The sequence below is a fragment of the Thalassospira sp. MCCC 1A02491 genome, from assembly GCF_001613785.1.
In the GTDB taxonomy this organism is placed as follows: Bacteria; Pseudomonadota; Alphaproteobacteria; order Rhodospirillales; family Thalassospiraceae; genus Thalassospira; species Thalassospira povalilytica.
This window is the reverse complement of the sequence record NZ_LPVX01000012.1, coordinates 130,415-143,460: the sequence shown is the minus strand read 5'-3', so window position 1 is coordinate 143,460 and position 13,046 is coordinate 130,415. Positions and strand designations below refer to the sequence as shown.

The following is a 13,046-nucleotide window of genomic DNA, read 5'->3' as shown; positions in this document are numbered from 1 at the left end:
GCAGACAGACCCATAATCAACGAGGTTTGAAAACATGTTTCATGTAACGACAAATGGCGCCACCATCCCGGCACTGGGATTTGGGACATTTCGCATTTCCGAAGATGACGTGAAACGGATTGTGCCCAAGGCACTGGAAACCGGTTTTCGCCATATCGATACCGCCCAGATCTATGAGAACGAAGCAGCCGTTGGCGAAGCCATCGAACTGTCATCCGTCCCGCGTCAGGATATTTTCCTGACGACCAAGGTCTGGGTGTCGAATTACCGCCATGATGATTTCATCGCATCGGTTGATGAAAGCCTGAAAAAGCTGCGCACCGACTATGTCGATCTGTTGTTGCTGCATTGGCCAAACAAGGACGTGCCGCTTGCCGAACAGATTGGTGCACTGAACGAAGTACGCAAAGCCGGCAAGGTACGTCATATCGGTGTCAGCAACTTTAACACCGCCCTGATGACCGAAGCAGTGGCCTTGTCCGATGCGCCGATCGTCACCAACCAGATCGAATATCATCCCTTTATCGATCAGTCAGTGGTCATGGAAACCGCGAACAAGCTTGGCATGTCTTTGACAAGCTATTTTGCGATGGCCGATGGCAAGGTGTTTGAAAACGATACCCTTAAGGCGATTGCCGCAGACCAGGGCAAATCCGTGGCCCAGATCGTGTTGCGCTGGGTGATTGAACAAAACAACGTCATCGCCCTGTCAAAAACCGTCGGGGAAAAGCGCCTGGTTGAGAATTTCGATATCTTTGATTTCGAACTGACCGGTGAACAGATGCAGGCCATCCATGACCTTGCCGATGAAAACGGCCGGATCGTAAGCCCGGACGGGCTGGCCCCGGACTGGGATTGATCACAAGGCACCATTCAACGAAAAAGGGGCCAAATGGCCCCTTTTTTACGCGAATGTTCGGTCAGACAGCCTGTGAATGGCGCCCATGCGCAGGGTCAAGATAGGTATCAAAGGCCGCACAGATTGCACGCACCAACGGGCGCCCGGTTTCGGTCAAAGTAATGTTATGGCCGTTAACTTTGACGATGTTGTCCGCACTCATTGCGTCGATGCGATCAAGTTCCGGGCGGAACCGATCGGCTGATGTCTGAAAGCGGGCGCATATATCATCGAGATCGACCGAAAGATTGCACATCAATTCGTTGATGATTTCGCGGCGCAGCTTGTCTTCGCCGCTTAATGCCACGCCTTTTTCAATCGCACACATTCCGGCCTCGACACTGCGTTGCCAGCGCGCCAGTGCCGGGTCGTTTTGGGCATATCCTTGCGGCAGCGACGAAATCGCCGATGGACCAAACCCGATCAGGGCTTCGGCCCGATCAGTTGTGTAACCCTGAAAATTGCGATGCAATTCACCATTGCGAAGTGCAACAGCCATGCTGTCGGCTTCATGGGCGAAATGATCAAGCCCGATGGCGATATATCCATGGGCCGATAGCCGGTTCTGGATTTCTTCATACTGCGCCCAGCGTTCCTGTGTGTCGGGCAGAACTTCGGTCGGGATCAGTTGCTGGTGCTTTTTCATCCATGGCACATGGGCATATCCGAAAACCGACAGCCGGTCAGGGCGCAGCGAAACGGTTTGATCAACCGTGTCACGCAATGTATCAATCGTCTGATGGGGCAGGCCATACATCAGATCGACATTGATGCCCGTAATCCCGCGACCCCGAAGCCCGTCAATCACATCACGGACCAGATCAATGCTTTGAATGCGGTTGACTGCCCGTTGGACGTCGTCATGAAAATCCTGAATACCGATGCTTGCACGGTTAAAGCCGCATTCGACCATGGCATCCATGAAGTCGGTCGTTGCGGTGCGCGGATCCATTTCAATGGCAATTTCGGCATCAGGCAACAGATCCAGACGACTGCTGATCGCAGCCATGATCGTGCGCAGGTCGTCGGCCTTTAGGATGGTCGGGCTGCCGCCGCCGAAATGGATATGGGAAACGACAAATCGGCTACCCTTTGGCAGCTTGCCAAGCGTGCTTTCAATTTCACCAAGCAGGGCCCCGACATAGCTGGTGACCGGCTTGTAATGTTTGGTGATCTTGGTATTGCATCCGCAGAACCAGCACATTTCTTCGCAATAGGGAACATGCAGATACAGCGACAGCGGCTGTGCGGGATCAAGTTCCCCAAGCCAGCCTTCAAACACGGTGCCGTTGATCCCGGCATGGAAATGGGGGGCTGTCGGATAGCTGGTGTAACGCGGCAGTCGCAGATCGTATTTTTCGTAAAGAGCCAGCTGCATGACGGATATCCCGATTAATTCGTTCTATCCGTCTTTTGCATTATTCCAATCTGCGCTGCCTTGATGTGCGTCAAGCAAAGAGCATCGATGATCAAAGATGCTTGAACGCCGAAATCAGATCGGCGCGCAATGCTGCAAGCCGGTCACGCCCGGCTTCCTCGTCATAGGGTTCGGCCGTGCCAACGCCCCAGATCGGGCCGGGCCATGCGGGGTCATCCTTGAACCGTCCGACAACGTGGCAATGAAGCTGCGGCACCATGTTGCCCAGCATCGCGACATTTGTCTTATGCGCATCAAACCGGCGTTTGATCACCTGTGAAACGGCGGCGGCTTCATTGCCCAGCGTGATGCGGTCCTCTGGGCTCAGATCATCGTAATCAACAAGATCAGGGCGCTTGGGCACAAGGATCAACCAGGGATAACGCGCATCATTCATCAACAACACATGCGAAAGCGGGCCGTCGGTAACCAGCGTTGTATCGGCGGCAAGTTGGGGATGAAGCGAAAAGGCGTTGTTCATGTGGGCCTCTATCTTGATGACAACAGACCGTTCTTATAGCGGCAAGGTGCCTGCTTGTCTTGGGTTGCGTGTGCCGTTGATCACATTGGATTTCTTGCGCTTTCCCGATATTGTCACTAGGTCCTGATCCAGGCTTTCGCCTGGGACCGGGCCATGCCCGGCCGGTTATGGACAAAACGGAGTATGCCAGCATGTCCGATCAGAAACGTGTGGTCATTGTCGGGGCCGGATTTGGCGGAATGAGTGCCGCCAAAAAACTGGCGGGCAAGAATGTCGAAGTCGTTCTGATTGACAAGCGCAATCATCACCTGTTTCAGCCCCTGTTATATCAGGTCGCCACAGCCGACCTTTCGCCCGCTGAAATCGCCTGGCCAACCCGAAGCATCTTCAGCCACGCACCGAATGTTTCGGTTTTCATGGGCGAGGTCACCGGCATCGATTTGGCCGGGCAACGTGTTTTGTCCGGGGATCATCATCTTGAATATGATTATCTGGTCCTGGCGACCGGTGCGGTCACATCCTATTTCGGCAATGACCATTGGGCGTCTTTGGCGCCGGGGCTCAAAAACATTACCGAGGCCACCGACATCCGTAAAAACCTGCTTTTGGCTTTTGAGCGTGCCGAAAACAGCGAGGATGAAGAACAGAAACGCCGTCTTCTCAATTTCGTTGTCGTGGGCGGTGGCCCGACCGGGGTCGAAATGGCCGGTGCAATCGCCGAACTGGCGAAAAAGGCCCTGACCGACGATTTCCGCCGGATTGATCCGCGTGATGCCCGTATCATTCTGGTCGAAGGCAGCGACCGGCTTCTTGGCGCATTTCCGCGCAGCCTGTCGGAATATACCCATCAATCCCTTGAAAGTCTTGGCGTTGAAGTCCGTCTTGGCAGTCCGGTTTCCGACATCACCGAACAGGGGGTTAAGATCGGTGACGAATTTATCCCGGCAGCCAATGTGATCTGGGGTGCGGGGGTTCAGGTGCCCGATCTTAAGGACTGGGTACAGAAACCCGCTGATCGTGGCGGGCGAATTATTGTTGAACCCGATCTTTCCGTGCCGGGCCATCAGAATGTTTTTGTCATCGGTGATGCGGCCCATGTGCCCTGGCGGGATGGTTTGACAGTTCCGGGAATTGCCCCGGCGGCCAAGCAACAGGGCAAATATGTTGCGCGTCGTATTCTCGATCTGATGGACGGGCGATCAACACCGGCATTCAAATACAGCCATGCCGGTAATCTGGCGACGATCGGACGCCACCGTGCGGTGATTGACCTTAACGGATTCAAGCTGAAAGGCTGGCTTGCCTGGTGGTTCTGGGGGCTTGCGCATATTTACTTCCTGATCGGTATTCGGGCCCCGGCACTGGTCATGGTGCAGTGGGTCTGGAGCTACCTTTTCCGCAAAAAGGGTGCGCGTCTGATTACCGGGTTGGACAAGGACAATGCCCGTGCGGTCGTGCCACTCGCCAAACAGAAAGCCGGATGATCTGGTACAGCGCTGCTTGTGAACGGACCGGGCAAGGGCGATCAACCGTGCCCGGTCGCGGGTTTCAGGCGGCATTTTTGGTCGCGTGTTTTCGGATCAGTTTTTCGGCAATTGCGATTGTCTCGGCCTCGGCCAGTGCTATCGACTTTTGGGTGCGGTCATCACCGAACTCGTCATATTCAATCGCGGTTCCGTATTGATCCGTGATGCCGATATATTCAAGCGGGGTAAAAATCCCGCCTTCGACAAAGTTCAGATGCGCGACCCGACCACCCGCGTCATAACCGTAATCGCCACGCGATGACAAAACGACAATCGATTTGCCGTCCGTCACCATCGGCCAATAGGGAACCCCGTCGCGGGACCGGTCAAAGCCGAATGTTTTGCCGACACGCACAATGTTGTCGACCCATGCCTTCATCTGGGCGGGCATGCCGAAATTATACATCGGAACGCCCGCGACAATAATGTCGGCACCCAAAAGTTCATCGACCAAAAGGTCACTTTCACGAAGAACGTCATGCATCCAGTCTTCGCGATCATCGGGTTTGGTAAATGCTGCATGGACCCAGTCGCCTGTGACCGGTGCGGGCGGATTTGCACCGACATCACGATAAATGATCTCGTCAGTGGGTCGCGCGGAACGCCAATGTTCGATGAATTTGGCGCTCAGACGGCGGCTGTGGGAACCGTGCGGTTTCTGGTCGGATCGGCCGGGGCGGGCGCTGCTGTCGATATGAAGAATTCTGGTCATGGCGTATCTCCGTTCTTGATGAAATCACTTCATCTGTGATCATGTGATGACCAAGACTTGCCTTGTTTTGATGCCTCGGGCAAAATCGAATTCATCATGTTATAGATGAGTTGAATTCATCCATATGTCTCTGCCACCCCTTGCTGCCTTGCGCGCGTTCGAAGCCGCTGCGCGTCATCAAAGCTTTAAAAAAGCTGCAGGCGAGATTGCCGTAACACCAACGGCAATCAGCCATCAGATACGCCTTCTGGAAGAAACGCTGGGCGTGCGTCTGTTTGATCGCAAACCACGCCAGGTCGTGTTAACCCAGGCCGGGCAGGAACTTTATCCCGTGCTTCGTGATGGCTTTGTATCCTTTGCCAATACGGTGGATGCTATTCGTCGCCGCAAAACAGCGCGTGGTTTGACGGTTTCGGTTCTTCCGTCTTTTGCGGCCAAATGGCTGTTGCCCCGTTTGCCTGATTTTCAGAAACGCCATCCTGATATTCATCTGCGTCTTCATACCTCGGCTGCGGCGGTTGATCTTGCCAGCGGGGCGGTGGATGCCGCGATCAGATACGGGCGTGGTCCATATCCGGGGCTCGTTGCCCAAACGATGTTTCGTGAAACCTTTGCCCCGCTTTGCAGCCCGATGTTGGGCATTCAAAGCGGTGATGATCTTTGCAATGCGACCTTGCTGCATCTTGATTGGCTTAGTCCCGATGACGTGACGCCGACTTGGGAACGCTGGGCTGCGGCAAACGGGATCAAGGGGCTTAAAACATCGGGGGGCATCAGTTTTTCCGATGATACCCACGCCATTCAGGCCGCAATTGCCGCGCAGGGTGTGGTTCTTGCCAGTCCGGCGATGGCACGCGATGAACTTGATGCCGGTCTTCTGACCATGCCCTTTGATCAGCATCTGGACGGTCATCCCTATCATTTCCTGCATACCGGACGCGGCACCAACCGGGCCGAGGTCGATGCATTCGCCGGCTGGATTTCAAACCAGGTCGCCCAATTGCCAACCGCATCCTGAAAATCCGCTGATTGATCATTGACCTGATCAGGCAGTTGGGAAACCATACGTGCCCGTTTCCATTCACCCGTCAGGTGCGATATGCCACGTTTTGCCGCCAATCTTTCGTTTCTGTTTGCCGATCTTCCGTTTGAAAAACGATTTGCGGCGGCGGCCGATGCGGGGTTTGTCGGGGTTGAATATATCGGTGCCTATGACATGCCGTTATCGACGGTCAAATCACTGCTGACCGATAACGGCCTTGAACAGGTCTTGTTCAATCTTCCCGCCGGCAACTGGGAAGCCGGTGACCGCGGCCTTGCCTGTCGTCCGGGACGCGAAGACGAATTTCGCGATTCCGTGGTCAAGGCGCTTGATTACGCGGCGGCAACCGGCTGCAAGATGCTTCATTGCATGGCCGGTGTGATGGGGGAAAACGAAAATTCCGGCGAACTGGCGCGTCTTTATTGCGACAACCTGCTTTATGCCGCCGACCTTGCCGATCAGGCCGGGGTCGATATCCTGATCGAACCGATCAATCCGGTTGATATGCCGGGATATCTTTTGAATTCCGTCGAACAGGCCGCCGTGATCCTTGAACAGCTGGGTCATCCGCGCCTGAAGCTGCAATTTGATATCTATCACGCACAAATTGTCGGCGGGAATATCGCAGCCCGCCTGGACAAGCATCTTGATCGCATTGCCCATGTGCAGGTTGCCGGCGCGCCGGGCCGTCATGAACCTGATAGCGGGGAACTGAACTATCCGTTCCTGTTCTATATGCTTGATCGCATTGGCTATGACGGCTGGATCGGTTGCGAATACAAGCCGCATGGCAAAACCGAAGACGGGCTTGGCTGGGTTCGGCCATGGATGCCAAAACCCGGTGCCTGAGCCCGTCTTGTCAGGCTGGCTATTCGATCAGAATGGCCCGGAAGTCGTTGACATTGGTTAATGTCGGGCCGGTAATGATCAGATCATCAATCCGTGCAAAGGCGCTATAGGCATCGTTGTTGGCAAGATATTGCCGCAAATCAACACCGGCTTTCTGTGCCTTTTGCCAGCTTGTGCCATCCATGATCGCACCGGCATTGTCTTCACTGCCATCAATGCCGTCGGTGTCAATGGCGATGGCGCTGAACCCCGGCTGATCGCGCAACTGGATCAGAAGCGACAGCAAAAATTCGCTGTTGCGTCCGCCGCGTCCGCCTTTGCTTCGTACTGTTACCGTTGTTTCCCCGCCCGAAAGCAGGACACAGGGTTTGGCGACCGGTTGCCCGTGATTGGCGACCTGATGGGCGATGCCGGCATGCATGATGGCGATTTCGCGCGATTCCCCTTCGATTGCATCGCCAAGGATCACCGGGGTCAGACCCATTTTGCGGGCCACTTCTGCGGCGGCTTCAAGGCTGTCTTGCGGGCGTGACAGCATCACGGTCTCATGCCCGTCAAAGCAGGGATCATCGGGTTTGACCGTTTCATCATCGGCACTGCGCAAAAGTTTTTCGGCGGCCTCGGGGATGTCGATCTGGTAATGGCGGATGATATCAAGCGCGTCTTGACCCGATGTCGGGTCGGCAACGGTCGGTCCCGATGCGATGATCGCCGGATCGTCGCCGGGCACATCCGAAACCAGATAGGTTATCATGCGGGCCGGTGCGGCGGCCTTGGCAAGGCGTCCGCCCTTGATCGCCGAAAGATGTTTGCGCACGCAATTCATTTCCGAAATGGTCGCGCCACTGCGCAGCAATGCCTTGTTGATCGATTGCTTGTCATCAAGGGTCAATCCCGGACCGGGCAGGGCAAGCAGGGCCGACCCGCCGCCCGAAATCATGCAGACCACCAGATCATCTGGGCCCGCCGACTGAACGATTTCAAGAATGCGTTTCGCGGCTTCTTCGCCCGCAGCATCCGGCACAGGGTGCGATGCCTCGACGATTTCAATCTTCTCACAGGGAACCGCGTGGCCATAACGCGTGACAACAAGTCCTTCAAGATCGCCTTTCCATTCCTGCTCAAAGGCGCGCGCCATGTTGGCCGATGCCTTGCCAGCACCAATGACAATGGTTTTTCCTTTGGGCGGGGATGGCATGTTGCGGGGGATCTGAACACCGGGATCAGCCGCCTTAAGGGCCGCATCCATCAAAGCCAGAAGTTTCTCGCGAGACGTCGTCATATCGGGGTTCCCTGAATGTATTTTATGATGTTTTCGGCCTTGTTTCGGGGGGGCGATCAGGTCGCCTGTTTGTCCGAAGCCGTTTTAAAGAAATCAAGCACTGCCTGAAGGTGATTGGACATCGCCTTTTCGGCGGCATCCGGGTCACGGGCGGCGATTGCTTCGATGATGTCGCGATGGTGGTCCTGAACCATGCGGTCAAAGGACGGGCCGCTCATTGAATTGAAACGGATTTCAGTAAGGGCAGCCTGCAACACGTCATGAAGCATCTTCATCACGTGATAATAAATGATCGACCCGGTGGCACGTCCGATCATCATATGCAGACGATGGTCATCATCGGCGCGATATTTGGCCGCACGTCGTGGGTCATGGGCCTGACGGAAGGCCAAACGCAACAGTTTGATATCCTCGTCACTGGCATTGATGGCCGCACGCCGTGCCGCCCATGTTTCAAGCGTGCAGCGGATTTCCTGCAAATCGCGCAGGTTATTGATCGAATCGCGCACAAGATCGGTCATCGCCGTATCCATATCGATCCCGGTCGATGACAGGATTTCGGTGCCGCCCCCCTGAACCGCGCGCAAATAGCCGCGGGTCTTAAGTTTTTGCAGGGCCGCACGTACCGAGACCCGGCTGACTTTCATGCTTTCGGCAAGCTGACGTTCACCGGGCAGGCGGTCCCCGGGCAGGAAGATACCATCGGCAATCTTTTCAAGAATTTGATCAGCAACCTGATCGGCAATCCGTTTGGGACGTTTGGCGTCCTGGTTATCGGATGCCGGGCTTGATTTGGCAGACGGCATGTTGGGTTTACTCCAATCGTGTTCTTCGGCGCCAACGCAGGTGAAAGTCGGGTTCTGACCATAATGGTCATACCACTTTACGGGATGTTGAGGGCCGACGCAAAGCGTCGATGTGTGAAGTGATGCGATATTGCAGGGCTATCTTGTCTCTTGGGCGATAAATTGATAGTTCAACAAGTGCCTGAACGATTGCCAGCACCGTTTTCACACTGTCTGGAACCGTTCAGCCCGACCTGCCACCTTTACCCAAAATACTGACTTTCAGGAGAATACGCGTGTCTCACCATGCAGGGGCCCTGTTGGGCCAAGATGATCCGGCCCCGTTCGAAGTTCTCAACGAAAATGGCAAAGGGCATTCGCTTTTTGTTTGCGACCATGCATCGCGCGCTATTCCCAAAAGTCTCGGCACCCTTGGTTTGCCCGAAGAGGAACGCAAACGTCATATCGGTTGGGATATCGGTGCGCGCAAAGTGACCGAAATTCTGGTTGAACGGTTCGATTGCCCGGCTGTTCTTGGCGGGTATTCCCGTTTGGTGATCGATTGCAACCGTCAACTTTGGGATCCGACCGGCATGCCGGAAATCGCCGATCAGACGGTTGTTCCGGGTAACAAGAATGTCTCGCCGACCGAACATATGAAACGCATCCGCGAGATTTTCCTGCCCTATCACGGTGCGATCGAAGAACGCATTGCCAATTTCCACGCGCATAAAATCGTTCCGGCCTTGATTGCGATCCACAGCTTCACCCCGGTGTTCCAGGGCTTTGAACGTCCGTGGGAAATCGGTGTTTTGTGGGATCAGGATGATCGTATTCCGGTACCGCTTCTGGCCAAGTTGCGTGAACAGAACCCGGATCTGACCATTGGCGATAACGAACCCTATTCCGGGCAGCACATGGCCGATTACACCATTGACCATCATGGCGAAGCCGGCGGGCTTCCCTGTGTGTCGATTGAAATCCGTCAGGATCTGATTGATACTGACGAAGGTTGCGAGAAATGGGCAAAGATCCTTGGCGATGCCTTTGTCGATATTCTTGCCGACCCGAACCTTTACAAGATTCGGAGAGACTGATTTGGTTGGGTCCAGTGCGCTCGAACCGGGATTTTCCATCGGGATCGAAGAAGAATTCTGGCTTGTTGATCGCCAAAGCCGCGATCTTGCCAAGGACCCGCCCGCCGATTTCCTGAAAGACGCCAAGGCAGAACTTGGCGATCAGGTTTCCAGCGAATTCATGCGTTGTCAGATCGAAACCGGAAGTACGGTCTGTAACAGTGCGGCCGAGGCCCGTGCGCAACTTGTCCATATGCGTTCCACCCTGTCCGGGGTGGCTGCGAAATATGACATGGCGCTGCTTGCGGCCTCGACCCATCCGTTTGCGCAATGGGACAGTCAGAAACATACTGACGGTGAACGATACAACACGATTGCGCGTGACCTGCGTACCGTGGTTGATCGGTTGCTGATTTGCGGGATGCATGTCCATATCGGGATCGAGGATGATGATCTTCGGATCGAACTGATGGCGCAGGTAAGTTACTTCCTGCCACATCTTTTGGCCCTGACGACAAGTTCCCCGTTCTGGCGGGGCAGGGATACCGGTCTTCAGACGTTCCGGCTTTCGGTGTTTGACAACCTGCCACGGACGGGGCTTCCGGAAGTTTTCGGGTCTTGGGCGGAATATCGTCGCCATGTCGATATGCTGATCGAGGCAGGCGTGATCGAAGACGGCACCAAGCTTTGGTGGGATTTGCGGCCCTCTGATCGCTGGCCGACGCTTGAAATGCGCATTGCCGATGTTTGTACCGATCTGGAAGATGCGATTTGCGTGGCATCGATTACCCGTTGTGTGATGCGCATGCTGTATCGTTTGCGGCGCAATAATCAGCGCTGGCGCATTTATTCGAACATGCTGGTGCGTGAGAACCGCTGGCGGGCCTGCCGATATGGCAGTGATGCCGGGGACAAGGCGGGACTGATTGATTTCGGGCGCGGGGAAATCGTGCCCTATGCCGATCTGGTCGAGGAAATCCTTGAGCTGATCCGCCCTGATGCCGAGTATTTCGGCTGTGTTGCCGAGGTCGAACATGCCCGCGAAATCATCCATCGCGGCACCAGTGCACGCCGTCAGCGCGAGATCTATAATGCCGCCATCGAACGCGGGGCCAGTGTCAATGATGCCTTGCTGGCGGTGGCAGATTGTCTGATCGAACGAACCGTGCCGGGATCAGGCAATCTGTCCTGATGGCACTTGTCAGCGGCCAGTGCATTGAGTATCGTCGCGCCGCATTGAAAATTTCGCGCACCGGATATCCGCTGTGCAATCCATCATCGGAGAAGAATTGATGACCGAAGTCGGTGGTATCGCAGCCGATCAGCTTGCGAGCTATGTTGAGCGTATCGAACGTCTCGAAGAAGAAAAGGCCAACCTGATGGCCGACATCAAGGAAGTCTATGGCGAAGCCAAGGCCCTTGGCTATGACGTGAAAATCCTGCGCCAGATCATCCGTCTGCGCAAAATGGAAGACCACGAGCGCACCGAACAGGAAGAAATCCTCGAAGTTTACAAACGCGCACTGGGAATGAGTTGAGTTCAGCAGATGCAATGTGAAAAGGGCCCGCAGAAGGGCCCTTTTTTATTGCCTCCGGTCTCTGAAGACCCAGAGGTTCATGGCTGTGAAGCTGTAGAACATTGAAATAATTGCAGCAAACAACAGCGAAATGATCGGTGTAGCAACGTTGTGCCACACAAGAAAACTGTACACAAAATAGTTCATGAAAAACGAAGTGACTTGGACGACAATGTAGCCTGTGAACTGCCGCTTTCCACGTCGTTCGGTGCTTTGAAACGTAAATCTGCTGTTCATCAACCAAGTTGTGAGTAAAGCAGTGGAGAATGATACAAGTCGTCCGCTGTATGGATCGAGACCTAGCATGTTGGTCATCACCCAGAGTAATCCTGCATCGGTTAAAAAGCCTAGCGATCCGACAATACCGAACTTGATTCCTTTCTTGATCGTCGAGCGGCTGATCATTTTGATGCGCTATTTTCAAGAGCCGTACGTAAAGCTTCGAGACGATCTGTATGTAGTAAATAGGAAAGCCTTTTTACTTCCCATTGGCCAATTCCGATGTTGGACAGTATGGCCCCGGTAACAAAACTCAAAACGGCAGAGATCATAATTCCAACCGTGAGGACTGCCGTTGGCAAGCGGCTGACAAAGCCGGTTTCTAGATATTCAAATACCAAGGGGAGCCCCAGTAGCACCGACAAGGTAGCGAGGGCAGCGGCAATCAAACCGTAGAATACAAACGGTTTATGCGTCGCAGTGAATAGAAGGATTCGACTAAGGATTCTTGTGCCATCACGATATGTACGTAGTTTGCTCTCGGTACCTTCGTGACGGGCACCATATGATGTCGGGATTTCTGCAACGGGTGCACGCAGCATGATTGCGTGGACCGAGATTTCGGTTTCAATCTCAAACCCGGTCGAGATGGCGGGGAATGTCTTAACAAACCTCCGGGAAAATACGCGATAACCGGAAAAAATATCAGTGAAGCGAGCGCCGAAAAGTCGGGCAAATACAGAGTTGAATAATCGGTTTCCCATACGATGGCCACTACGGTAGGCTGCCTCTTCTTTCTCTGCACGTGTCCCCACTACCATATCCAACCGCTCACTGACCAGACGATTGATAAGGTCGGGAAGTGCCTTTGCATCATATGTTCCGTCTCCATCGGCCATAACGTAGATGTCGGCCTCGACTTCGGAAAAACCACGACGAACTGCGTTTCCTTTTCCTGGTAGGAACTCTGAAATGACCGTCGCACCCGCTGCACGGGCTTTTTCAGCGGTATCATCTTTGGAGGCATTGTCGATGACAACAATTTCAGCAGAAGGAATAACATCGCGAAAGGACTTAACAACATGTGTGATTGCCTTTCCTTCGTTAAAGCATGGCAACAGAACAGCGATACGTGCATGTTCGTATATCGATGAACTGTTCAGCGGGTTAGTGGCTGTCATT

General features: G+C 54.3%; 14 protein-coding genes. 7 read left to right on the top strand and 7 right to left on the bottom strand.

Features of this window, described 5'->3' with window-relative positions; genetic code table 11:
- Positions 1-34 precede the first annotated feature (34 nt).
- Positions 35-859 carry an aldo/keto reductase gene (locus AUQ42_RS05825; protein WP_068518154.1) on the top strand — a complete coding sequence of 275 codons (825 nt, stop codon included), beginning with the start codon at positions 35-37 and terminating at the stop codon, positions 857-859.
- A 61-nt stretch (positions 860-920) separates the two neighbouring features.
- Here AUQ42_RS05825 and hemN read toward each other — a convergent pair whose 3' ends face one another.
- The gene (gene hemN / locus AUQ42_RS05820; protein ID WP_068518153.1) at positions 921-2,276 is read right to left on the bottom strand and encodes an oxygen-independent coproporphyrinogen III oxidase; all 1,356 of its coding nucleotides are present in this window, start codon (positions 2,274-2,276) and stop codon (positions 921-923) included.
- 91 nt (positions 2,277-2,367) lie between these two features.
- Positions 2,368-2,796 (bottom strand): HIT family protein, encoded by a 429-nt coding sequence (locus AUQ42_RS05815; protein ID WP_068518152.1) that lies wholly within the window; start codon positions 2,794-2,796, stop codon positions 2,368-2,370.
- A 191-nt stretch (positions 2,797-2,987) separates the two neighbouring features.
- Here AUQ42_RS05815 and AUQ42_RS05810 point away from each other — a divergent pair, with 191 nt between their 5' ends.
- The gene (locus tag AUQ42_RS05810; protein WP_068518287.1) at positions 2,988-4,280 is read left to right on the top strand and encodes an NAD(P)/FAD-dependent oxidoreductase; all 1,293 of its coding nucleotides are present in this window, start codon (positions 2,988-2,990) and stop codon (positions 4,278-4,280) included.
- Positions 4,281-4,344: 64 nt separating this feature from the next.
- Here AUQ42_RS05810 and AUQ42_RS05805 read toward each other — a convergent pair whose 3' ends face one another.
- On the bottom strand, positions 4,345-5,034 hold the full coding sequence (locus tag AUQ42_RS05805) for an FMN-dependent NADH-azoreductase (protein WP_068518151.1): 690 nt from the start codon (positions 5,032-5,034) through the stop codon (positions 4,345-4,347).
- Positions 5,035-5,158: 124 nt separating this feature from the next.
- Here AUQ42_RS05805 and gcvA point away from each other — a divergent pair, with 124 nt between their 5' ends.
- Together gcvA and otnI are read left to right on the top strand one after the other, a co-directional pair.
- Entirely contained in the window at positions 5,159-6,052 is an 894-nt protein-coding gene (gcvA, locus tag AUQ42_RS05800; protein ID WP_068518150.1) for a transcriptional regulator GcvA, read from the top strand.
- A gap of 81 nt (positions 6,053-6,133) precedes the next feature.
- The gene (otnI, locus tag AUQ42_RS05795; RefSeq protein WP_068518149.1) at positions 6,134-6,925 is read left to right on the top strand and encodes a 2-oxo-tetronate isomerase; all 792 of its coding nucleotides are present in this window, start codon (positions 6,134-6,136) and stop codon (positions 6,923-6,925) included.
- A gap of 19 nt (positions 6,926-6,944) precedes the next feature.
- Here otnI and AUQ42_RS05790 read toward each other — a convergent pair whose 3' ends face one another.
- A complete protein-coding gene (locus tag AUQ42_RS05790; RefSeq protein ID WP_082817754.1) occupies positions 6,945-8,207 on the bottom strand; it encodes a glycerate kinase in 1,263 nt (420 codons plus the stop codon).
- Positions 8,208-8,263: 56 nt separating this feature from the next.
- The gene (locus AUQ42_RS05785; protein ID WP_068518147.1) at positions 8,264-9,013 is read right to left on the bottom strand and encodes a FadR/GntR family transcriptional regulator; all 750 of its coding nucleotides are present in this window, start codon (positions 9,011-9,013) and stop codon (positions 8,264-8,266) included.
- 275 nt (positions 9,014-9,288) lie between these two features.
- Between AUQ42_RS05785 and AUQ42_RS05780 the strand changes: the two genes are divergently transcribed.
- The 3 genes from AUQ42_RS05780 to AUQ42_RS05770 all read left to right on the top strand — a co-directional run bounded on the left by AUQ42_RS05780 (position 9,289) and on the right by AUQ42_RS05770 (position 11,606).
- Positions 9,289-10,089, top strand: a complete 801-nt coding sequence (locus AUQ42_RS05780; protein WP_068518146.1) for an N-formylglutamate amidohydrolase — start codon at positions 9,289-9,291, stop codon at positions 10,087-10,089.
- Position 10,090: 1 nt separating this feature from the next.
- Entirely contained in the window at positions 10,091-11,260 is a 1,170-nt protein-coding gene (locus AUQ42_RS05775; protein WP_068518145.1) for a carboxylate-amine ligase, read from the top strand.
- 100 nt (positions 11,261-11,360) lie between these two features.
- Positions 11,361-11,606 carry a DUF2312 domain-containing protein gene (locus AUQ42_RS05770; RefSeq protein WP_007090950.1) on the top strand — a complete coding sequence of 82 codons (246 nt, stop codon included), beginning with the start codon at positions 11,361-11,363 and terminating at the stop codon, positions 11,604-11,606.
- Between the two features lie 45 nt (positions 11,607-11,651).
- Here the strand turns inward: AUQ42_RS05770 and AUQ42_RS05765 are convergent, their stop codons facing one another.
- Both AUQ42_RS05765 and AUQ42_RS05760 read right to left on the bottom strand, forming a co-directional pair.
- Positions 11,652-12,050: a GtrA family protein gene (locus AUQ42_RS05765; RefSeq protein WP_068518144.1), complete on the bottom strand. Its 399-nt coding sequence runs from the start codon at positions 12,048-12,050 to the stop codon at positions 11,652-11,654.
- Positions 12,047-13,045, bottom strand: a complete 999-nt coding sequence (locus AUQ42_RS05760) for a glycosyltransferase (RefSeq protein ID WP_068518286.1) — start codon at positions 13,043-13,045, stop codon at positions 12,047-12,049. The genes AUQ42_RS05765 and AUQ42_RS05760 overlap by 4 nt, the downstream gene beginning before the upstream one ends.
- Position 13,046 lies beyond the last annotated feature (1 nt).

Excerpts from the sequence above, each read along its gene's own strand:
- AUQ42_RS05825 (WP_068518154.1), top strand. The coding sequence starts at position 35 with ATGTTTCATGTAACGACAAATGGCGCCACCATCCCGGCACTGGGATTT.
- hemN (WP_068518153.1), bottom strand. The coding sequence starts at position 2,276 with ATGCAGCTGGCTCTTTACGAAAAATACGATCTGCGACTGCCGCGTTAC.
- AUQ42_RS05815 (WP_068518152.1), bottom strand. The coding sequence starts at position 2,796 with ATGAACAACGCCTTTTCGCTTCATCCCCAACTTGCCGCCGATACAACG.
- AUQ42_RS05810 (WP_068518287.1), top strand. The coding sequence starts at position 2,988 with ATGTCCGATCAGAAACGTGTGGTCATTGTCGGGGCCGGATTTGGCGGA.
- AUQ42_RS05805 (WP_068518151.1), bottom strand. The coding sequence starts at position 5,034 with ATGACCAGAATTCTTCATATCGACAGCAGCGCCCGCCCCGGCCGATCC.
- gcvA (WP_068518150.1), top strand. The coding sequence starts at position 5,159 with ATGTCTCTGCCACCCCTTGCTGCCTTGCGCGCGTTCGAAGCCGCTGCG.
- otnI (WP_068518149.1), top strand. The coding sequence starts at position 6,134 with ATGCCACGTTTTGCCGCCAATCTTTCGTTTCTGTTTGCCGATCTTCCG.
- AUQ42_RS05790 (WP_082817754.1), bottom strand. The coding sequence starts at position 8,207 with ATGACGACGTCTCGCGAGAAACTTCTGGCTTTGATGGATGCGGCCCTT.
- AUQ42_RS05785 (WP_068518147.1), bottom strand. The coding sequence starts at position 9,013 with ATGCCGTCTGCCAAATCAAGCCCGGCATCCGATAACCAGGACGCCAAA.
- AUQ42_RS05770 (WP_007090950.1), top strand. The coding sequence starts at position 11,361 with ATGACCGAAGTCGGTGGTATCGCAGCCGATCAGCTTGCGAGCTATGTT.
- AUQ42_RS05765 (WP_068518144.1), bottom strand. The coding sequence starts at position 12,050 with ATGATCAGCCGCTCGACGATCAAGAAAGGAATCAAGTTCGGTATTGTC.
- AUQ42_RS05760 (WP_068518286.1), bottom strand. The coding sequence starts at position 13,045 with ATGACAGCCACTAACCCGCTGAACAGTTCATCGATATACGAACATGCA.